15 protein-coding genes and 1 pseudogene are annotated in these 19,476 nt (G+C 71.1%); 6 read left to right on the top strand and 10 right to left on the bottom strand.

All coding sequences use genetic code 11. From position 1 onward, the window contains the following. Positions 1-3 precede the first annotated feature (3 nt). The gene (locus tag BGO91_RS08050; RefSeq protein ID WP_290472256.1) at positions 4-624 is read right to left on the bottom strand and encodes a TetR/AcrR family transcriptional regulator; all 621 of its coding nucleotides are present in this window, start codon (positions 622-624) and stop codon (positions 4-6) included. A gap of 70 nt (positions 625-694) precedes the next feature. On the opposite strand from BGO91_RS08050, the gene BGO91_RS08045 reads away from it, so the two are divergent. Beyond that, complete coding sequence (locus BGO91_RS08045) at positions 695-2,149, top strand: MDR family MFS transporter (RefSeq protein ID WP_290472255.1); 1,455 nt, start codon at positions 695-697, stop codon at positions 2,147-2,149. Here BGO91_RS08045 and map read toward each other — a convergent pair. Continuing rightward, a pseudogene (gene map / locus BGO91_RS08040) lies at positions 2,136-3,002 on the bottom strand (type I methionyl aminopeptidase). The gene BGO91_RS08045 and the pseudogene map overlap by 14 nt on opposite strands. 12 nt (positions 3,003-3,014) lie before the next feature. Between map and BGO91_RS08035 the strand changes: the two are divergent. After that, a complete protein-coding gene (locus tag BGO91_RS08035; RefSeq protein ID WP_290472254.1) occupies positions 3,015-3,227 on the top strand; it encodes an SPOR domain-containing protein in 213 nt (70 codons plus the stop codon). A gap of 43 nt (positions 3,228-3,270) precedes the next feature. Here BGO91_RS08035 and panB read toward each other — a convergent pair whose 3' ends face one another. Then, positions 3,271-4,122: a 3-methyl-2-oxobutanoate hydroxymethyltransferase gene (gene panB / locus BGO91_RS08030; RefSeq protein WP_290472253.1), complete on the bottom strand. Its 852-nt coding sequence runs from the start codon at positions 4,120-4,122 to the stop codon at positions 3,271-3,273. 91 nt (positions 4,123-4,213) lie between these two features. Here panB and glnA (BGO91_RS08025) point away from each other — a divergent pair, with 91 nt between their 5' ends. Further along, complete coding sequence (gene glnA / locus BGO91_RS08025) at positions 4,214-5,551, top strand: type I glutamate--ammonia ligase (protein ID WP_290472252.1); 1,338 nt, start codon at positions 4,214-4,216, stop codon at positions 5,549-5,551. Between the two features lie 7 nt (positions 5,552-5,558). Then, positions 5,559-8,564 carry a bifunctional [glutamine synthetase] adenylyltransferase/[glutamine synthetase]-adenylyl-L-tyrosine phosphorylase gene (locus BGO91_RS08020; protein ID WP_290472251.1) on the top strand — a complete coding sequence of 1,002 codons (3,006 nt, stop codon included), beginning with the start codon at positions 5,559-5,561 and terminating at the stop codon, positions 8,562-8,564. Between the two features lie 88 nt (positions 8,565-8,652). Here the strand turns inward: BGO91_RS08020 and glnA (BGO91_RS08015) are convergent, their stop codons facing one another. Then, a complete protein-coding gene (gene glnA / locus BGO91_RS08015; protein WP_021765052.1) occupies positions 8,653-10,077 on the bottom strand; it encodes a type I glutamate--ammonia ligase in 1,425 nt (474 codons plus the stop codon). A 137-nt stretch (positions 10,078-10,214) separates the two neighbouring features. Here glnA (BGO91_RS08015) and BGO91_RS08010 point away from each other — a divergent pair, with 137 nt between their 5' ends. Further along, positions 10,215-10,640: an RDD family protein gene (locus BGO91_RS08010; RefSeq protein WP_290472250.1), complete on the top strand. Its 426-nt coding sequence runs from the start codon at positions 10,215-10,217 to the stop codon at positions 10,638-10,640. Between the two features lie 75 nt (positions 10,641-10,715). On the opposite strand, the gene BGO91_RS08005 is transcribed toward BGO91_RS08010, so the two are convergent. The 3 genes from BGO91_RS08005 to lipB are packed head-to-tail and all read right to left on the bottom strand — an operon-like array spanning position 10,716 to position 13,115. Beyond that, positions 10,716-11,414, bottom strand: a complete 699-nt coding sequence (locus tag BGO91_RS08005) for a DUF4191 domain-containing protein (RefSeq protein WP_290472249.1) — start codon at positions 11,412-11,414, stop codon at positions 10,716-10,718. Between the two features lie 49 nt (positions 11,415-11,463). Continuing rightward, entirely contained in the window at positions 11,464-12,453 is a 990-nt protein-coding gene (lipA, locus tag BGO91_RS08000) for a lipoyl synthase (protein WP_290472248.1), read from the bottom strand. Further along, positions 12,450-13,115, bottom strand: coding sequence for a lipoyl(octanoyl) transferase LipB (gene lipB / locus BGO91_RS07995; protein WP_290472247.1), 666 nt, complete (start codon positions 13,113-13,115; stop codon positions 12,450-12,452). Before lipB ends, lipA begins: the two co-directional genes overlap by 4 nt. 140 nt (positions 13,116-13,255) lie before the next feature. On the opposite strand from lipB, the gene BGO91_RS07990 reads away from it, so the two are divergent. Continuing rightward, positions 13,256-14,794 carry a hypothetical protein gene (locus BGO91_RS07990; protein ID WP_290472246.1) on the top strand — a complete coding sequence of 513 codons (1,539 nt, stop codon included), beginning with the start codon at positions 13,256-13,258 and terminating at the stop codon, positions 14,792-14,794. Between the two features lie 6 nt (positions 14,795-14,800). On the opposite strand, the gene sucB is transcribed toward BGO91_RS07990, so the two are convergent. The 3 genes from sucB to BGO91_RS07975 form a co-directional block, all read right to left on the bottom strand. After that, positions 14,801-16,381 carry a 2-oxoglutarate dehydrogenase, E2 component, dihydrolipoamide succinyltransferase gene (sucB, locus tag BGO91_RS07985; RefSeq protein ID WP_290472245.1) on the bottom strand — a complete coding sequence of 527 codons (1,581 nt, stop codon included), beginning with the start codon at positions 16,379-16,381 and terminating at the stop codon, positions 14,801-14,803. 67 nt (positions 16,382-16,448) lie between these two features. Next, positions 16,449-17,822 (bottom strand): dihydrolipoyl dehydrogenase, encoded by a 1,374-nt coding sequence (gene lpdA, locus BGO91_RS07980; RefSeq protein ID WP_290472244.1) that lies wholly within the window; start codon positions 17,820-17,822, stop codon positions 16,449-16,451. A gap of 104 nt (positions 17,823-17,926) precedes the next feature. Next, complete coding sequence (locus BGO91_RS07975) at positions 17,927-19,414, bottom strand: leucyl aminopeptidase (RefSeq protein ID WP_290472243.1); 1,488 nt, start codon at positions 19,412-19,414, stop codon at positions 17,927-17,929. Positions 19,415-19,476: the final 62 nt, after the last annotated feature.

The following is a 19,476-nucleotide window of genomic DNA, read 5'->3' as shown; positions in this document are numbered from 1 at the left end:
AATCTACCGCGGGTCGGCTCCCGGAGTCGTGCGCGTGGCCGTGGCGAGGGGGAGGAAGAGGTCGTCGACGATCGCGACCAGGCTGGCCTCGTCCGCCGGGCGGAGGGTCATCAGCATCTCGTGGCGCAGGGCCATGGTCGGCAGTCCGGCCACCAGCTCCGGCATCCTGCTGCGGTCGATCTCCCCGCGCGCGTCGGCGCGATCCAGGATGGTGTCGAGCATCGACGGGCCCGGGGAGAGCAGGCGCTCGCGCAGTCCGGCGATGCCGCCCTCCGCCTCCCCGAGGATGCCGGAGTAGCGCAGCATGATCAGGGCGACCAGGCCGCTCCGGCGCTCCGTGAACTGGCGCAGGAGGTCGAGGGTGTCCTCCCGGAGGCTGCCGTGGTCGGGCACGTCGATCGGGTCGTCGTCGAAGTGGTGCCGGATCGCGGCCACGGCGAGGTCGCTGCGCCCCGGCCAGCGGCGCGCGATGACCGGGCGGCTGGTGCCGGCCCGGGCGGCGACCGCCTCCATGGTGAGGCCGACGTAGCCGTTGGCGTCGAGCTCCTCCCAGGCGGCGTCGAGGAGGGCGCTCTCGAGTTCCGCGCCACGGCGACGGCGGGCCGGAGTCGAATTAGAGTCCATTTGCGCATCTTATCGGATCGGCGTATCGTCGGCGCTTAGATACAGGCAAGCATCTTAAGGAGCCGGGCCCATGGCAGCGGAGAAACTCGACAAAACCGTGGTGCGCACCGCGACCGCGCTGGTGGTCGGCGCGCTGGCGGTGGTGTTCGACACGACCATCCTCAGCATCGCCCTCCACTCGCTGGCGACGGATCTGCACACCGATGTCGCGCACATCCAGTGGGTGACGACGGGCTACCTGCTCGCCCTCGCGGCGACGGTCCCGCTGTCGGCCTGGTGCCTCGCGCGATTCGGCGGCAAGCGGGTGTGGATGGTCGCCCTCGCCATCTTCCTGGTCGGCTCCGTGCTCTCCGGACTCGCCTGGAACGCGGACAGCCTCATCGCCTTCCGGGTGCTCCAGGGCGTCGGCGGCGGCCTGATGCTGCCGGTCATGACCACGATGGTGATGGAGGTCGCCGGCGGCAAGCAGCTCGGCCGCGTCTCCGCCGTCATCGGGCTGCCCGCGATGGCCGGTCCCGTCCTCGGGCCGGTGCTCGGCGGGGCCATCCTCGCCCTCGGCGACTGGCGCTGGATCTTCTGGGTCAACATCCCGTTCTGCGTGGCCGGGCTGATCCTGGCCTGGCGGATGCTCCCCGCCGACCGCGGCCGCGACCCGCGCCGCCGGCTCGACGTGGTCGGCGTGCTGCTGCTCGTGCCCGGCCTGGCCGGTCTGCTCCTCGGCCTGTCGGACTCCGTCCTCGACGGCGGGTTCGCGCGCCTGGACGCGTGGATCCCGCTGGTCGCCGGCGCTGCGCTCGTCGCCGCCTTCGCCTTCTGGGCTCTGCACCGCCGTGGCGACGCGCTCGTGGACGTGCGGCTGCTGAAGGTGCGCTCGGTCTGGTCCGCCTCCACCCTCCTCTTCCTCTCCGGCGTCGCGCTCTACGGTGCGATGCTCCTGCTGCCCCTCTTCTTCCAGCAGGTGCGCGGCACCGACGCCCTCGGCGCGGGCCTCCTGCTCGTGCCGCAGGGGCTCGGGACGCTCGCCTGCCGGCCGCTTGCGGGTCGCCTGATCGACCGGATCGGCGCCCGCTGGATCACCGTCGTCGGGTTCGCCATCGTCGCGGTCTCGACGGTGCCGTTCGCGTTCGGGCTGCCCGCCTCGGCCGACCCGCTGCTGCTCGTCGCGCTCTTCGTCCGCGGCTTCGGGCTGGGCGCCGTGACCATGCCGCTCATGGTCGCGTCGTATCAGGGGCTGAGCGGCGAGCAGATCGCGCACTCCAGCATCCTGACCCGTACGGCGCAGCAGCTCGGCGGCTCGTTCGGCACCGCGATCTTCGCCGTGCTGCTGCAGGCGGCGGTGCTGGGCGGTTCCACGCTCGGCGGCGCGTTCCAGTCGGCGTTCTGGGTGGCGGTCGGCGTCACTGTGCTCGGCGTCGCCATCGCTTTCGTTCTCCCGGGCGGTCCCAAGCGTGCCGCGGCGGTTCCGGCGGCGCAGCCCGTCCCGGAGCCCGTGGTCGAACCGGGTACGGCCGTCAGGGGAGCGTGAGCACCTCGGCGCCGCGCTCGGTGACCACCAGGGTGTGCTCGAACTGGGCGGTGATGCTGCGGTCGCGCGTGACCACCGTCCAGTCGTCCGCCCACATGTCCCACTCGTGGGTGCCGAGCGTGAGCATCGGCTCGATGGTGAAGACCATCCCGACCTCCATCACGTCGTCGTAGACCGGCGCGGAGTCGTAGTGGGGGATGATCAGCCCGGAGTGGAAGGTCGCCCCGACGCCGTGCCCGGTGAAGTCGCGCACGACCCCGTAGCCGAACCGCTTCGCCTACGACTCGATGGCCCGGCCGATCACGTTGACCTGGCGGCCCGGCGCCACCGCCTTGATGCCGCGGTTCAACGCCTCGCGGGTGCGCTCGACCAGCAGGGCGACCTCCTCGCTCGCCGTCCCCGCGATGAAGGTCTGGTTGCTGTCGCCGTGGAAGCCGTTCTTGTAAGCGGTGATGTCGATGTTGACGATGTCGCCGTCGTCGATCACCGTGTCGTCCGGGATGCCGTGGCAGACGACCTCGTTGACCGAGCTGCAGATCGACTTCGGATAGCCCCGGTAGCCGAGGGTGGAGGGGTACGCGTCGTTGGCGATCAGGAACTCGTGCCCGATCGCGTCCAGCTCCTCCGTGGTCACCCCCGGGCGCACGGCCTCGCCGACGAGCGCGATCGCCTGCGCGGCGATCCGGCCCGACTCCCGGATCAGCGCGATCTCGTCCGGCGTGTACACGTCGCCGCGGGTGTTCGGGGCGGGCGACGGCTTGCCGACGTACTCCGGGCGCGCGATGTGCGACGGGACGGGACGCATCGCGCTGACACGACCGGGGATCAGATGACCGGCGGAATCCTTGGGCATAGGATCAAGCTTATGACCGGTGAGAACGAGTACGGCATCACGCAGGACGCGGAGCACAAGTACTGGTACAACATGAAGACCGGCGCGGTGGAGCAGGGATTCCTCTCGCCGTCGCCCGACCGCGTCGGCCCCTTCGACACCCGTGTCGAGGCCGAGCACGCGCTCGAGAAGCTGCGCGAGAACAGCGCCAAGTGGGCCGAGGAGGACGCGGAGGAGAACCGCTAGGCGGCTCCCGCTCCACGTCCCTCCGGCCGCGAGGCCGACGGCTCTAGAAGCTGTGCTCCGGGCCGGGGAACGTGCCGGCCTGCACGTCCGCCTTGTACGCGGCCGCAGCGCCGGCGAGCACGTTCTTGAGGTCGGCGTACTGCTTGACGAAGCTCGGGACGCGTCCGGTGGTGAAGCCGGCCCAGTCCGTCCAGACGAGCAGCTGACCGTCCACGTGCGGTCCCGCACCGACGCCGATGGTCGGGATGCGCAGCTCCTGCGTCACCCGCTGCGCCACGGCGGCCGGGACCATCTCGAGCACGACGGCGAACGCCCCGGCGTCCTCGACGGCGTGCGCGTCGGCGAGGAGCTGCTCGGCGCTGTCGCCGCGGCCCTGGATCAGGTGGCCGCCGAGGCCGTGCTCGCTCTGCGGGGTGAAGCCGATGTGCGCCATGACCGGGATGCCCGCATCCACGATGCGCCGGATCTGGTCGGCACTGCGCTCGCCGCCCTCCAGCTTCACCGCGTGCGCGCCCGTCTCCTTCATGAAGCGCACGGCCGTGTGCAGCGCCTCGAGGGCGCCGGTCTCGTACGAGCCGAACGGCATGTCGGCCACGACGAACGCGCGCTTGACGGCCTTCGCCACCGCGCGGGTGAGGGGGATGAGCTCGTCGACCGTGACCGGGAGGGTGGTGTCGTAGCCGAGGACGTTGTTGCCGGCGGAGTCGCCGACGAGCAGGAAGTCGATGCCCGCCTCGTCGAAGATCTGCGCGGTCAGCATGTCGTAGCTGGTGAGGCCGGTGAAGGTGGAGCCCTCCTCCTTGGCGGCCTGGAAGTGGCGGGTCCGCACCCGCTTCAGCGACTGCATCGACGGGGTCGCGGGGTGGACGCTGGGAACGGGTGACTGCTCGCTCATGGGCTCAGTCTAGTGACGGGATTCGGGCGCGCGACCGGCCACGATCGAGCCCCCGACCCAGTACGCTGGGAACGCTGACGAAAGGGGCAGGATGGACAAGCAGCGCGACTTCGTTCTTCGCACGATCGAGGAGCGTGGCGTCAAGTTCGTGAGGCTGTGGTTCACCGATGTCGTCGGCACCCTCAAGTCCGTCGCCATCGCCCCCGCCGAGGTGGAGGGCGCCTTCGCCGAGGGCCTCGGCTTCGACGGCTCCGCGATCGAGGGGCTGACGCGCGCGTTCGAGTCCGACCTGCTCGCGCACCCGGACCCGACGACGTTCCAGATCCTCCCGTGGCGCGGCGAGATCGACCCGACCGCGCGCATGTTCTGCGACATCACGACGCCCGACGGCCAGCCGTCCGTCTCCGACCCGCGCAACGTGCTCAAGCGCACCCTCGAGAAGGCGGCCGACCGCGGCTTCACCTTCTACACGCACCCGGAGATCGAGTTCTACCTGCTCAAGTCGTCGGCGTTCGGCGAGGACGGCCCCGAGCCCGTCGACTCCGCCGGCTACTTCGACAACGTCCCCGGCGGCACCGCCCACGACTTCCGGCGCCGCTCGGTGCGCATGCTCGAAGACCTCGGCATCTCGGTCGAGTTCAGCCACCACGAGGCGGGCCCCGGCCAGAACGAGATCGACCTCCGCTACGCGGACGCCCTCACCACGGCCGACAACATCATGACCTTCCGCACGGTCATCAAGGAGGTCGCGATCGAGCAGGGCGTCTACGCGACGTTCATGCCGAAGCCGATGTCCGGCCACCCGGGCAGCGGGATGCACACCCACATGTCGCTCTTCGAGGGCGACACCAACGCGTTCTTCGAGGCCGGTGCGCAGTACCAGCTGTCGAAGGTCGGCCGCCAGTTCATCGCGGGCCTGCTCAAGCACGCTCCCGAGATCACGGCCGTGACGAACCAGTTCGTCAACTCCTACAAGCGCCTGTGGGGCGGCGACGAGGCGCCCAGCTTCGTCTGCTGGGGCCACAACAACCGCTCCGCGCTCGTCCGCGTGCCGCTCTACAAGCCCAACAAGGGCCAGAGCTCGCGCGTCGAGTACCGCGCGATCGACTCCGCCGCCAACCCGTATCTCGCGTTCTCGCTCATGCTGGCCGCCGGCCTCAAGGGCATCGAGAACCAGTACGAGCTGCCGCCGGAGGCCGAGGACAACGTGTGGGCGCTCAGCGACACCGAGCGGCGCGCCCTCGGCTACAGCCAGCTCCCCGCGAGCCTCGACCACGCCATCTCCCTGATGGAGGACTCCGAGCTCGTCGCCGAGACGCTGGGGGAGCAGGTCTTCAACTACGTGCTCCTCAACAAGCGCAAGGAGTGGGCGGAGTACCGGGCGCAGGTCACCCCGTACGAGCTGCGGACCAACCTCGAGATCCTCTGACCGGGTCGTGACGCGCGAGCAGCTCTCCCTGACCGCGCTGGCGCGCGCCGGTTTCGTCGGGCTGAGCTCCGTGCGGGCACAGCTCGACGAGCTCGCGGGCCTGACGGGGTTCCCCGTCGACGACCTCCTGCCCGCCCTCGGCGCGGCAGCGGATCCCGACAACGCCCTGGCGCTCGCTCTGCGGCTGCTGCAGCATGCGCCGGTGCAGGCCGCTCGGTACGTCCCGTCGCGCAACGACGCCCGCCGCGTGCTCCGCGTGATCGGCGCCTCCGAGGGCGCCGCCGAGTTCTTCCTGCGCCAGCCCGCCGAGCTCTCGGCGCTCGACCATCCCGTCGCCGCGCTGCCGACGGCCGACGAGCTGCGCGCCGACCTCCTCGACTCCGTCGGTGCGGTCGACGGCTTCGCCGCCGTCACGGAGGAGGAGGCGTGGACGGCGCTGCGCGTGCGCTACCGGCGCCGTCTCGTCCAGCTCGCGAGCTACGACCTCGAACAGGAGGATCCGGTCGCCGGGTTCGACTCCGTCGCGGCCACCCTCTCCGATCTCGCCGCCGCTGCGCTCGAAGCCTCGCTGGCCGTCGCCCGGCGGCAGACCAGCGGGAGCGGCCCCGGGCGCTTCCCGGAAGCCGAGGTGCGGGCGACCCGGCTGGCCATCATCGGCATGGGCAAGGCCGGCGCCCGCGAGCTCAACTACGTCAGCGACGTCGACGTCATCTTCGTGACCGAGGGCGACGAGGAGGCCGGGCTGACCGGCGGGCGGGCCGTCGACATCGCGACCCGGCTGGCCATGCTGACGATGCGCGGCATCCACGAGCCGGCCATCGAGCCGGGGCTGTGGGAGGTCGACCCCAACCTGCGGCCCGAGGGCAAGGACGGCGCGCTGGTCCGCACGCTCGAGTCGCACATCGCCTACTACGACCGGTGGGCCAAGGGGTGGGAGTTCCAGGCACTGCTCAAGGCGCGCCCTCTGGCCGGCGACCGGGAGCTCGGCGACCGCTACCTCGCCGCTCTCGCCCCGAAGGTGTGGAGCAGCGCCTCCCGCGAGAACTTCGTCGAGTCCGTCCAGCGGATGCGCGAGCGCGTCACCGAGCACATCCCGGACGACGAGGTCCACTATCAGCTGAAGCTGGGGCCGGGCGGCCTGCGCGATGTCGAGTTCACCGTGCAGCTGCTCCAGCTCGTGCACGGCCAGACCGACGACCAGGTGCGGCAGCGCGACACGCTCTCGGCGCTGGCTGCCCTCGCTGCGCAGGGCTACATCGGGCGGGAGGAGGCCGCGGCCTTCTCGCAGGACTACCGCACGCTGCGCCTGATGGAGCATCGCATCCAGCTGCGGCACCTGAGTCGCACCCACCTCATGCCGCGGGACGAGGGCGATCAGCGCATCCTCGCGCGGGCCACCGGGCTGGCCCCGAGCGCCGAGCAGCTCTTCGCGCGGTGGAACGAGATCAAGCACCGGGTGCGCGGGCTGCACGAGCGGCTGTTCTACCGCCCGCTGCTGAGCGCCGTCGCCTCGATGCCGAGTGAGGACTTCGCCCTCACCAGTGCGCAGGCCGAGGCCCGTCTCGCCGCGATCGGCTTCCGGGATCCGCGGGGCGCGCTCGCGCACATCGGCGCGCTCACGTCGGGCGTCTCGCGCCGCGCGACGATCCAGCGCCATCTGCTTCCCGTGATGCTGCAGTGGTTCGCCGACGGCGCCGACCCCGACTACGGCCTCCTGACCTTCCGCCGCCTCAGCGAGGACCTCGGCTCGACCCACTGGTACCTCCGGATGCTGCGCGACTCCACTGGCGCCGCCGAACGGCTGACCCGCGTGCTCTCGGGCTCGCGCTACGCCGGCGACCTGCTCGGGCGCATCCCGGAGTCGGTGGCGTGGCTCGAATCGGAGGAGGAGCTGCGGCCACGCTCCGCCGAGCTGCTGCGCGACGAGACCGCCGCGATCCTCGCCCGGCACGATTCGCCCGAGACGGCCTCGGCCGCGCTGCGAGCGGTGCGCCGGCGCGAGATCCTGCGGCTGGCCTTCTCGGGCATCCTCGGCTTCGCCACCATCGAGGAGCTCGCCCACGGGCTCACCACCGTCACCGAGAACGTGATCTCCGGCGTCCTGGCCGCCATCCGGAGCGCGCGCGGCGACGCCGACGCGTTCGAGTTCGCCGTGATCGGGATGGGGCGGTTCGGCGGCCGCGAGCTCGGATTCGGATCGGACGCCGACGTCATGTACGTCTTCCGCCCGACGACCGCCGAGCAGGAGGAGGCCCACCGCGCCGCTCTCGCCGTCGTGTCCGATCTCGGCCGCCTCACCGAGGACAACATCCTCCCGCTCGACCTCGACATCGGCCTGCGCCCGGAGGGGAAGAACGGCACGCCCGTGCGCTCGCTCGACTCCTACCGCGCCTACTACCAGCGCTGGTCGCTGACCTGGGAGGCGCAGGCGCTGCTGCGCGCGCGAGGCGTCGCGGGGGATGCGTCGCTTCTGGCGGACTTCGAGGCCCTCGCCGACGAGGTGCGCTACCCGGCGGAGATCGGGGAGCGCGAGATCCGCGAGGTCAAGCGGATCAAGGCGCGCGTCGAGAACGAACGCCTCCCGCAGGGCGCCGACCCCTCGCGCCACCTCAAGCTGGGCCGCGGATCGCTCAGCGACGTGGAGTGGTTCGTGCAGCTCATCCAACTGGAGCACGCGGCCGCCATCCCCGAGCTCCGCACCCCCAGCACCCTCGACGCCCTCGCCGTCGCCGCGGCGAACGGCTTCGTCACGGAAGAGGACGCGGCCAAACTCCACGAGGCGTGGGTCTTCGCCTCCCGCGCCCGCTCCGCCATGACCCTCTGGACGAACAAGACCGCCGACGTCCTCCCCTCCGACCGCGTCGCCCTCGACGGCGTCGCCCGGCTCATGGAGTACCCGCCCGGCTCAGCGTCGCGGCTGGAGGAGGACTACCTCGCCGTCACCCGCCGGGCCCGCGCCGTCTTCGAGCGCTCCTTCTACGGCATCCAGGAGCGCCCGGCGCCCACGGGCTGAGGTCCGCCGCGGCGGTCACGTGCCGTGCAACGCGGAAGGGCCGCATCCCCAGTGGGATGCGGCCCTTCTCGTGTCGGAACGCCGAGCGTCAGACCCCGAAGTACAGCTCGTACTCGAACGGGTGCGGGCGCTGCGCGAGGGGCTTGATCTCCTTCTCGCGCTTGTACTCGATCCAGGTCTCGATGAGCTCCGGGGTGAACACGCCGCCTGCGGTGAGGAAGTCGTGGTCGGCCTCGAGGGCGTCGAGCGCCTCCGCCAGGGTGCCGGGCACCTGGGGGATGTTCTTGGCCTCCTCGGGCGGGAGCTCGTAGAGATCCTTGTCGACCGGCTCGTGCGGCTCGATGCGGTTCTTGATGCCGTCGAGGCCGGCCATGAGCTGGGCGGCGAACGCGAGGTACGGGTTGCCCGAGGCGTCCGGCGCGCGGAACTCGATGCGCTTGGCCTTCGGGTTGGTGCCCGTGATCGGGATGCGGATCGACGCGGAGCGGTTGCCGGCCGAGTAGACCAGGTTGACCGGGGCCTCGAAGCCGGGGACCAGGCGGTGGAACGAGTTCACCGTCGGGTTCGTGAACGCCAGGACGGCGGGGGCGTGCTTGAGCAGGCCTCCGATGTACCAGCGGGCGATGTCCGAGAGGCCGCCGTAGCCCGACTCGTCGTAGAAGAGCGGCTTGCCGTCGCTCCACAGCGACTGGTGGGTGTGCATGCCCGAGCCGTTGTCGCCGAAGAGCGGCTTCGGCATGAACGTGGCGACCTTGCCCCACTGCTCCGCCGTGTTCTTCACGATGTACTTGAACTTGAGGATGTCGTCCGCCGCGGCGACCATCGTGTCGAAGCGGTAGTTGATCTCGGCCTGGCCGCCGGTGCCCACCTCGTGGTGCGCGCGCTCCAGGATGAGGCCGGCGTCGATCAGCTTGAGCGAGATGTCGTCGCGCAGGTCGGCCTGCTTGTCGACCGGGCTGACCGGGAAGTAGCCGCCCTTGTACGGGGTCTTGTTGGCGAGGTTGCCGCCCTCTTCGACGCGGCCGGTGTTCCACGCGCCCTCCTCGGAGTCCACCGCGTAGAAGGAGGAGTGCTGGTTCACCTCGTAGCGCACGTCGTCGAAGATGTAGAACTCCGCCTCGGGGGCGAAGAACGCGGTGTCCGCGATGCCGGTGGAGGCGAGGTACTTCTCCGCCTTCTTGGCGACCTGGCGCGGGTCCTTCGAGTAGATCTCGCCGTTGCGCGGGTTGTAGATGTCGAAGACCATGATCAGCGTGCGCTCGACGCGGAACGGGTCGATGTAGGCGGTCGAGACATCGGGGATGAGCTGCATGTCGGACTCGTGGATCGACGCGAACCCGCGGATCGAGGAGCCGTCGAAGAGCTGGCCGACGGAGAAGAACTCCTCGTCGACCGTCGAGGCGGGGATGTTGAAGTGCTGCTGCACACCGGGCAGATCGGTGAAGCGGATATCAAGGAACTTGACGTCGGTGTCCTTGATGAACTTGAGCACCTCGGAAGAATCACGGAACATACGGAGGACTCCCAATGGCTTGCGGTGACCGGACTGCGCGTGCAGTCCCACACCAACGGTAGGGGGAGGCCGTTTCCCCGGGGTGACGCAAATGTTTCCGGCATGTTACGTGTACCGGCCCCGGGTAAACTCATCGGGTGCCACAGAACCCCCCGACGAACCGCTCCGGCGACATCGCCCCCAGCCGCTATCCCGGTGAACGCCTCGGACTTCCGGAGGCGGGGCCGCGCTCGGTCGCACGGCTCGGGCGTCGATTCGGGGCGATCGTGATCGACTGGGCGATCGCGTCGTTCATCTCGTTCGCGTTCTTCCATTACGACGCCTGGGCGAACATCGCGGTGTTCGCGGTGCTGCAGATCGTGTTCATCCCGACCATCGGCGGGAGCATCGGCCATCGCATCTTCGGTCTGCGCCTGGTCGCCGTCCGCGGGGGATGGGTGGGGGTCTGGCGCCCGGTCGTGCGCACGATCCTGCTGTGCCTCGTCATCCCCGCCCTGGTGTGGGACTCGGATCAGCGCGGCTTCCACGACAAGATCGCCGGCACCATCCTGCTGCGCGGCTGAGCCGCCGAACGAACGAACGCGCCGTCCCCGAGGGGGCGGCGCGTTCGTGTCGAAGCAGTGGCGACGGCGGAGGCGTCAGCGTGCGCGCTGGGCGCGGACCTTCATCGGGTCGATGCCCTTCGGGATCGGCAGGGAGTTCTCGAGCGACTGGAGGCGGTTGCTGATCGCGAGGACCTCGGCCTTGGTCAGGGTCGGCTTGATCTTGGCCAGGGTGCGGGGAACGCGGTGCAGTCGCACGGCGTCCGCATCCGGTCCGACGCTGATGACGGTGACCGGGACGTTCGGGAGCACGCGGGTGACCTTGCGGCGCTCCTCGTCGACCATCCGCTGCGTGCGGGTCTTCGGGCCCTCGCTGATGAGCACGACGCCGCCGCGGCCGGTGGCACGGTAGACCGCGTCCTGCGTCTTGCTGTTCACGGCGACCGGCATCTCCGAGCCGCGCCAGCTGCGCTTCAGCGAGCTGCGCAGCACCGCGCCGACGGCGCCCGGCTGGCCCTCGATCTGCGAGTAGGCCGCCCGCTCGGCACGGCGGCCGAGGATGAGGAGTGCCGCGAGCACGCCGCCGAAGACGCCCGCGATGATCCAGAGGACCATCGTGAACACGTTGCCGCCGGAGACGAAGATCGCCAGGAGCACGCCCGCGATGATCGGGAGGACGAAGCCCAGGATGATGTAGAGCAGCGCGCGGTCGTCGTAGCGGCGGGTCATCTGGAAGACCTGCCACATCTGCTTCAGCCGACCGGGCTCCTTGCTGGACTTGTCCTTGCGTGCCATACGCATAAGGATACCGTCCCGGACGGCCTTCGGCAGACGACGTTCGCCTTCAGGAGACGGCCTGCGCGAACCCGAGCGACGCGTCGGCGAGATGCTGCAGCTGCGCCGGCACCGGCCGCCCCTTCGCCTGCATCGACTGCGCCCACAGGAGGCCCGCGCGATACGACGATCGGACCAGCGGACCGGCGAGGACGCCGAGGAATCCGATCGCCTCCGCCTCCTCCTTCAGCTCCACGAACTCGTCCGGGTGCACCCACCGTGCGACCGGCAGATGCCGGGGGCTGGGGCGCAGGTACTGGGTGATCGTGATGATGTCGGTGCCGGCGTCGTGGAGGTCGCGCAGGGCCTGGCTCACCTCGTGGCGTTCCTCGCCCATCCCGAGGATGAGGTTTGACTTGGTGATCAGGCCCGCGGCGCGTCCCTGGGTCAGCACGTCGAGCGAGCGCTCGTAGCGGAAGGCGGGACGGATGCGCTTGAAGATGCGCGGCACGGTCTCGACGTTGTGCGCGAACACCTCCGGTCGCGCGGAGAAGACCTCGCCGAGCTGATCGGGCCGGCCGTTGAAGTCCGGGACGAGGATCTCGACGCCCGTTCCGGGGCTCTGCCGGTGGATCTCGCGGATCGTCTCGGCGTAGAGCCACGCGCCCCCGTCCTCCAGGTCGTCGCGCGCGACGCCGGTGACGGTCGAGTAGCGCAGCCCCATGCGGAAGACCGACTCGGCCACGCGGCGCGGCTCGTCGCGGTCGAACTCCGCCGGCTTGCCGGTGTCGATCTGGCAGAAGTCGCAGCGGCGGGTGCACTGCGAGCCGCCGATCAGGAACGTGGCCTCGCGGTCCTCCCAGCACTCGTAGATGTTGGGGCAGCCCGCCTCCTGGCAGACCGTGTGCAGCTCCTCGGTCTTCACGAGCGCGTGGAGCTGACGGAACTCGGGTCCCATCTTCGCGCGCGTCTTGATCCACTCGGGCTTGCGCTCGATCGGGGTCTCGGCGTTGCGGACCTCCAGGCGCAGCATGCGGCGCCCCTCGGGGACGGCGTTCACGCGGCGGCTCCTGTCGTGGCGGTGCGGGAGGGCTGGGCGGCGGCCGAGGGGTCGAACGCGGCGACGACGAGCGGAGCGACGTCGGCCGGGGTGACCGTGCGACCGAGGACGCGCGAGATCGTGGTGACTCCGGCATCCCGGATGCCGCACGCGACGATGTGGTCGTACGGCTCGAGGTCGTTGGAGCAGTTGAGGGCGAAGCCGTGCATCGTGACCCCTTCGGCGACGCGGATGCCGATGGCGGCGATCTTCTCGTCCCGGCCGTCCGCGCGGATCCAGACGCCGGAGCGGCCCTCGACCTGCTCGCCGTGGACGCCGAGGCCGGCCAGGACCTCGATGAGGATCCCCTCCAGGCGGCGCACGTAGCCGACCACGTCGATCGGGTCGGGGAGGCGCAGGATGGGGTAGCCCACGAGCTGGCCCGGCCCGTGCCAGGTGATCTTGCCTCCGCGGTCCACGTCGATCACCGGCGTGCCGTCGGTGGGCCGTTCGTCGGGCTCGGTGCGCTTGCCGGCCGTGTAGACCGGAGCATGCTCGAGGAGGAGGACGGTGTCGGGCGCCCGGCCGGCGACGACGGCGGCGTGCAGGGCACGCTGTCGCTGAAGGGCCTCGTCATACGGCACGGAGTTGGCGCTTAGCCCCGTGACGTCGTACGTAGTCACCTCGTCAGCATATATGGACTCAGTCCATTAATCGCGTCGAGGGGGTCACCGTGTTCTCCACACCCGTCGTTCATGCTCCGACGATCCACCGATTCCGACGTCGCTGCCCACGGCAGGGCGCCCGGCGTTGGGATGGACGCATGGGAACTCTTCGGTGGGGCCGGCGGCGCGAACTCGATCTCGGCAAGCAGTCAGCGGTGATCGCGCACGCGCTGGGCCTGAGCGCGGGGGAAGTCCTTCGCTCGCCGCCCGGCGTCCATCGGGTCGTGGTGGAGGGGCCGGACCTCTTCCGGCCGGCCGTGCTGTGCGTGCAGGAGGGGACCGGGTTCCCGGATGCGGACGCGGACGCGCGGCGAACGATCGCGTCCGAGCATCTGGCTGAGGTGCGCGAGCTCCCGCCACGGGAGGTGCGTGGTCGGCCGATCGCTGCGCGGCTCGTCGAGTACCTCGCGGGTGGGAGTCTGCGCGGACGGCTGGAGGGCGGATCGCTGAGCGTCGGCGAGGCCGTCACCGTGCTCCTGGCCGTGCTGGACGTCCTGCGGCTGGCCCACCACGCCGGTCTCGGCGGCGTGGAGCCGCGGGTCGACCGTATCCGCTTTCGTGCGGACGGCTGTCCGGTCGTCTCGGAGCTGCCCGCGATCGGGCCGCTGACAGAGGAACTGGCACGCGCGGACACGGAGGCGTTCCTGTCACTGGTCCGGGAGGTGGCGCGCGCCGTGCCCGGCCGCCCGGGTGTGGTGCTGCTGTCACGCCTCGAGGGCGTGATCCCCGGGGGAGGTGGTGGAGGCGGAGGCAGCGGCAGCGTGCGCGAGGCGCTCCTCGGCGTGGCGCCGCCCGTTGCGGTTCGGCTGGACCCCGGCGGAGACGCGCGCGCGACGGGCGACGTGTCGGCCGACGTGCCCGTGGCTCGCGGGCGCGGTCGACGGTCAGCGGCGCCGAGCAGACCCCAGGGCAGCCCTGCAGGGAGGGAGCCGAAGGGGTGGGCGGCGTGGGATGTCCTGCTCGATGGGCGGCCCTTGCGGGAGGCGCGTGCGGCCGTGGTGCGGCTGGTCCGGCGGCGGCCGAAGGCAATCCTCGTCGGGCTGGTGCCGCTCGTCGCGGCGACGGTGGCCTTCGTCGGGCTGCCGTCGGGGTCGCCTGCCGACGGTGAGGGCGGGTCGTCAGGGTCACGGCCGGGGACGACGGGTGGTGGTGAGCCGGTGGCTCCGCCGATGTCCGAGGGGTCCAATACGGGCGCGCCGGGCGTGTGGGGTGAGTCGGGCATGTCCGGTGTGTCGGGTGCGCCCATCGCCGAGGCGGGGTGCTCCGGCCCGGACGCGCCAGGGCAGCACCCGACCGGGCAACACGCATCCGGCGAGGAGGCATCCGGCCAGGACGTCTTCGAGCTGACCTGGGAGGGAGCGCCTGATCCGGGAGCGGGAGAGATGCCGGAGGAGGGTTCCTCGGGCACGGGCTGCCCGAGTGAAGAAGACCCGGTTGCTGCCGCCGTGGAGTGGCTGTCGTCGCGGGACGGGGCGACGGGCTACCGGGGTGCGCAGGCTCAGATCACCCAGCGGTGGGGAGAGGCCGTGCTGGTGCGGGTCGAACCCGACCCGCAGGGGAGCCCGGACAGCGAACCGGCCTCGCTCCTGCTGGTGAGGGGCGAGGCCGGTTGGCGGATACGAGCGGTGTACTCGTGAGGCGGATCAGATCCCGAGGCTGCCCTCGAAGTCGGCGGCCTCGAGGCGGTTCTTCACGGCCACCAGGAAGCGGGCCGCGTCGGCACCGTCCACGATGCGGTGGTCGTACGAGAGAGCCAGGTAGACCGTCGAACGGATGGCGATCGACTCGGTGCCGTCCGCCGTGATGACGACCGGCTTCTTCGTCACGATGCCGGTGCCGAGGATCGCGACCTGCGGGAGGAACACGACCGGGGTGTCGAACAGCGCGCCGCGCGAACCGGTGTTGGTCAGCGTGAACGTGCCGCCGGCGAGCTCGTCGGGCTTCAGCCGGTTGTCGCGGGTGCGCTCGGCCAGGTCGGCGATCTCCTTCGCGAGACCGGAGAGGTCGAGCGAGGAGGCGTCGCGGATGACCGGGGTGAGCAGACCGCGCTCGGTGTCCACGGCGATCGAGAGGTTCTCGTGGTCCGGGTACACGATGTTGTCGCCGTCGACCGTGGCGTTGATGACCGGGTAGGTCTTCAGCGCCTCGGAGGCCGCGAGGGCGAAGAACGGCAGGAAGGAGAGCTTCACGCCGTTCTTGGCGAGGAAGTCGCCCTTCACCTTGTCGCGCAGCGCGGCGACCTTGGTGACGTCGACCTCGACCACGGAGGTGAGCTGAGCGGTCGACTGCATCGAGACGACGGCGCGCTCGGCGACGACCTTGCGCAGACGCGACATGGCCTGGGTCGTGCCGCGCAGCGGCGAGACCTCGACGGCCGGGGCCGCGGCGGGAGCGGAGGCGGAGCCGCCTGCAGCGGGCTGCGCCGCGGCGAGGATGTCCTCCTTGCGGATGCGACCGCCGACACCGGTGCCGGTGATGCTCGCGAGGTCGACGCCCTGCTCGTTCGCGAGCTTGCGGACGATCGGGGTGACGTAGCCGGCGTTGCCGGCGTGCGCGCCACCGGCGGCCGGAGCCGCGGCAGCCGGAGCCGGGGCAGCAGCGGCCGGAGCAGCAGCGGCGGGTGCCGGAGCAGCAGCAGGAGCGGCGGCAGGCGCGGGCGCTGCGGCGGGGGCCGGAGCGGCGGGCGCCTCGGCGGCCGGAGCGGCCGGTGCCGGAGCGGCGGGAGCCTGCGCCTCAGCGGCCGGTGCCGGAGCAGCGGGGGCCGGAGCGGCAGGCGCCTCGGCAGCCGGAGCAGCAGCGGCCGGAGCCGGAGCGGCCGGAGCCTCGGCGGCAGGCGCCTCGGCAGCCGGAGCCGGAGCAGCGGGAGCCTCGGCAGCCGGAGCAGCAGCGGCCGGAGCCGGAGCGGCAGGCGCCTCAGCGGCCGGAGCCGCGGCCTCGGCCGGTGCGGCCTCGGCGGGGGCGGCCGGAGACTCGGCGCCCGCGCCGGAGCCATCGCCGATGGTCACGAGCGCGGTGCCCACCTCGACGGTCTCGTCCTCCTGCACCAGGATCGCCTCGATGACGCCGGCGACCGGCGACGGGATCTCGGTGTCGACCTTGTCGGTCGAGACTTCGAGCAAGGGCTCGTCCACCTCGACACGGTCGCCAACGTTCTTCAGCCAGCGGGTGACCGTGCCTTCCGTGACACTCTCGCCGAGTGCCGGGAGGCTGACGGATTCGCTCATGAGCTTCTCTCCTTCAAAACCTGATCGTTCAGTAGCTTATTGCAGCCGCATCGGCGGCAGCACGGACTTAGAGGGTGTGCAGCGGCTTGCCCGCGAGGTACAGGAAGGCCTCGCCGAGCGACTCGTTCTGGGTGGGGTGCGCGTGGATGAACGGAGCGATGTCCTCCGGGTACGCCTCCCAGTTCACGGCGAGCTGGGCTTCGCCGATGAGCTCGCCCACGCGAGCGCCGATCATGTGCACGCCGACCACGGGGCCGTCGTTGACGCGGACGACCTTGACGGTTCCGCTCGTGCCGATGATCTCGCTCTTGCCGTTGCCGGCGAGGCTGTAGTCGTAGCTGCTGACCTGGTCCGCGCCGTACTGCTCGACCGCCTTGGCCTCGCTGAGGCCGACGGAGGCGACCTCGGGGTCGCAGTAGGTGACCTTGGGGATGTTGACGTCGGGGACGACGATCGGGTTCAGGCCCGCGATCTCCTCCGCGACGAAGATGCCCTGCTGGAACCCGCGGTGGGCGAGCTGCAGGCCGGGGACGATGTCGCCCACGGCGTAGACGCCCGGCACGTTGGTCTGCAGGCGCTCGTCGGTGATGACGAAGCCGCGGTCCATCGTGATGCCGACCTCGTCGTAGCCGAGGTTCGCGGTCTGCGGGCCGCGGCCGACGGCCACGAGCAGCAGCTCGGCCTCGACGGTGTCGCCATTCTCGAGCGAGACGACGACGCCGCTCTCGTTCTGGGTCACGCCGGCGAAGCGGACGCCGAGGCGGTAGTCGATGCCGCGGCGGCGGAACGCGCGCTCCAGCGACTTGCTGATGGACTCGTCCTCGTTGGGGACGAGGTGGGGGAGGGCCTCGATGATCGTGACCTCGGCGCCGAACGACTTCCAGACGCTCGCGAACTCCACGCCGATGACACCGCCGCCGAGCACGGCGACCTTCTTCGGCACGAAGTCGAGCTCGAGGGCCTGCTCGCTCGTGATGACGCGGCCGCCGATCTCCAGACCGGGGAGGCTGCGCGAGTACGAGCCGGTGGCGAGCACGACGTGCTTGCCCACGATGGTGTCCTCGCCGACCTGGACGGTCGTCGGGGAGGTGAGGCGGCCCTCGCCCTCGATGACGGTGATGCCGCGGGCCTTCACCAGGCCCTGGAGGCCCTTGTACTTCTTGGCGATGATGCCCTGCCGGTACTCCGTGACACCGTTGATGTCGATGCCCTGCAGCTCCGTGATGATGCCGTACTTCGCCGACTCACGGGAGTAGTCCGCGACCTCGGCCGCGTGCAGCAGCGCCTTGGTCGGGATGCAGCCGCGGTGCAGGCAGGTGCCGCCGACCTTGTCCTTCTCGATCATGCCCACGGTGAAACCGAGCTCGGCCGCACGCAGCGCTGCTGCGTAGCCTCCACTCCCACCGCCGAGCACCACAATGTCAAAGTTCTGCTCAGACACCCAGTTACTCCCTCGCGCATCAGGATTCGTGACACGATCCTGCCCCGAGGGGTGACTCCGGGCAGGCGTTGAACGGGCGAGATCTTCTCGCCCATACGACCCTACTACTTCCGCGAAAAGTCCTCGGCCAAACGGACGAGCGCACGTACGCTGACGGCGGACGGTCCCTTGCCGGTGAAGCCGTAGGGCGACGCGGGCCCCTTGGCGGGTCCGGCGATGTCGAGGTGGGCCCACGGGATGCGCGGCGCGTCGTCCGCGTCGCCGGTGCGTCCGACGAACTCCTGCAGGAACACGCCGGCCAGCAGCATGCCGCCCGCGGTCTGGCCCGGGTTGGCGTTCGCGATGTCGGCGACGTCGGAGTTGATCGTGGCGCGCAGCTCGCCCGAGAGCGGCATCGGCCAGAGCAGCTCGCCGCTGGCGCGCGCGGCCGAGAGCACCTCGTCGACGAGGTCGTCGGAACCCATGACGGCGGCGTAGCGCGTGCCGAGCGCGACCATGGCGGCGCCGGTCAGGGTGGCGACGTCGACGATCGCGTCCGGGTGCTCCTCGCTCGCGGCGGCCAGGCCGTCGGCCAGGACCAGGCGGCCCTCCGCGTCGGTGTTCAGCACTTCGACCGTGCGCCCGTCGCGGATGCGGAGCACGTCGTTCGGGCGGATCGCCGAGCCGGACGGCATGTTCTCGGCGAGGCACAGCCACGCCGTGACCCGCACCGGAAGGGCGAGGCGGGCGGCGGCCAGAGCGACGGCGAGCACGGTCGCAGCGCCCGTCATGTCGTACTTCATGCCCACCATGCCGGAGGCCGGCTTGAGCGAGAGGCCGCCCGAGTCGAACGTGATGCCCTTGCCCACGAGGGCGAGGTGGCGGCTCGCGCCGGCCGGCGCGTAGTCGACCTTCACGAGGCGCGGCGGGCGGGTCGAGCCCTGTCCGACGCCGAGGATTCCGCCGAAGCCGCCCTCGGCCAGAGCGGCCTCGTCCCAGACGGTGATGTCGACGGGGAGGCCGGCCGCGGCCTCCTGGGCGCGCTCGGCGAAGGTCTCGGGGTAGAGGTCGAGCGGAGGCATGTTGACGAGGTCCTTGACCAGCGAGGCGGCGCCGGCGACGGCCGCGGCGCGGGCCAGGAGGTCGTCCGCCGTCGCGTCGGCCGGGGTGCCGATCACCGTGATCGCGGGCACGGGAGTCTTCGCCGTGCTCTTCTCGCGGTACTCGGTGTAGGAGTAGGAGCCGAGCGCGGCCCCCTCGATCACGGCGCCGAGGCGGGAGTCCCCGTCGGCGGGCAGGTCGACCGAGACACGGGCCGTGCCGGCGAGCTGGCGGATGGCGCTGCCGGCCGCGTAGCGCAGGGCGTCCTCGTCGAGGTCGTCGCCGAGGCCGATGACCGCGAGGGCGGGGCCGCCTGCGGCGCCGGGGAGGCGAACGAGCTCGTCGCGGCCGCCGCCGAAGCCGACGGCGGCGAGCTGCTCCGCGAGCGCCTCCCGATCCGGTCCGGACAGCACGGCGATCTCGTCGCGGGCGACGCGGGCACCGACGACGAGGACGTCGGAGGAGGTCAGGGAGGAGGAATCGGAGGCGAGCGTGAGAGCGGGAACCGTCATGATCCGACCCTAACCCGCCGCTGCGTCCGCCTGTTCGCTGTGGGCGTGCTGCGAGGCGGCCG

This window comes from Leifsonia sp. 71-9, assembly GCF_001898805.1.
In the GTDB taxonomy this organism is placed as follows: domain Bacteria; phylum Actinomycetota; class Actinomycetes; order Actinomycetales; family Microbacteriaceae; genus Leifsonia.
This window is presented reverse-complemented; position numbering and strand designations above follow the sequence as displayed.

Bases quoted from the DNA above. Each gene is read 5' to 3' on its own strand.
- glnA (WP_290472252.1), top strand. From the start codon at position 4,214: ATGGACAAGCAGCGCGACTTCGTTCTTCGCACGATCGAGGAGCGTGGC.
- BGO91_RS08005 (WP_290472249.1), bottom strand. From the start codon at position 11,414: ATGGCACGCAAGGACAAGTCCAGCAAGGAGCCCGGTCGGCTGAAGCAG.
- sucB (WP_290472245.1), bottom strand. From the start codon at position 16,381: ATGAGCGAATCCGTCAGCCTCCCGGCACTCGGCGAGAGTGTCACGGAA.
- BGO91_RS08035 (WP_290472254.1), top strand. From the start codon at position 3,015: ATGACCGGTGAGAACGAGTACGGCATCACGCAGGACGCGGAGCACAAG.
- BGO91_RS08045 (WP_290472255.1), top strand. From the start codon at position 695: ATGGCAGCGGAGAAACTCGACAAAACCGTGGTGCGCACCGCGACCGCG.
- BGO91_RS08050 (WP_290472256.1), bottom strand. From the start codon at position 624: ATGGACTCTAATTCGACTCCGGCCCGCCGTCGCCGTGGCGCGGAACTC.
- glnA (WP_021765052.1), bottom strand. From the start codon at position 10,077: ATGTTCCGTGATTCTTCCGAGGTGCTCAAGTTCATCAAGGACACCGAC.
- BGO91_RS07975 (WP_290472243.1), bottom strand. From the start codon at position 19,414: ATGACGGTTCCCGCTCTCACGCTCGCCTCCGATTCCTCCTCCCTGACC.
- panB (WP_290472253.1), bottom strand. From the start codon at position 4,122: ATGAGCGAGCAGTCACCCGTTCCCAGCGTCCACCCCGCGACCCCGTCG.
- BGO91_RS07990 (WP_290472246.1), top strand. From the start codon at position 13,256: ATGGGAACTCTTCGGTGGGGCCGGCGGCGCGAACTCGATCTCGGCAAG.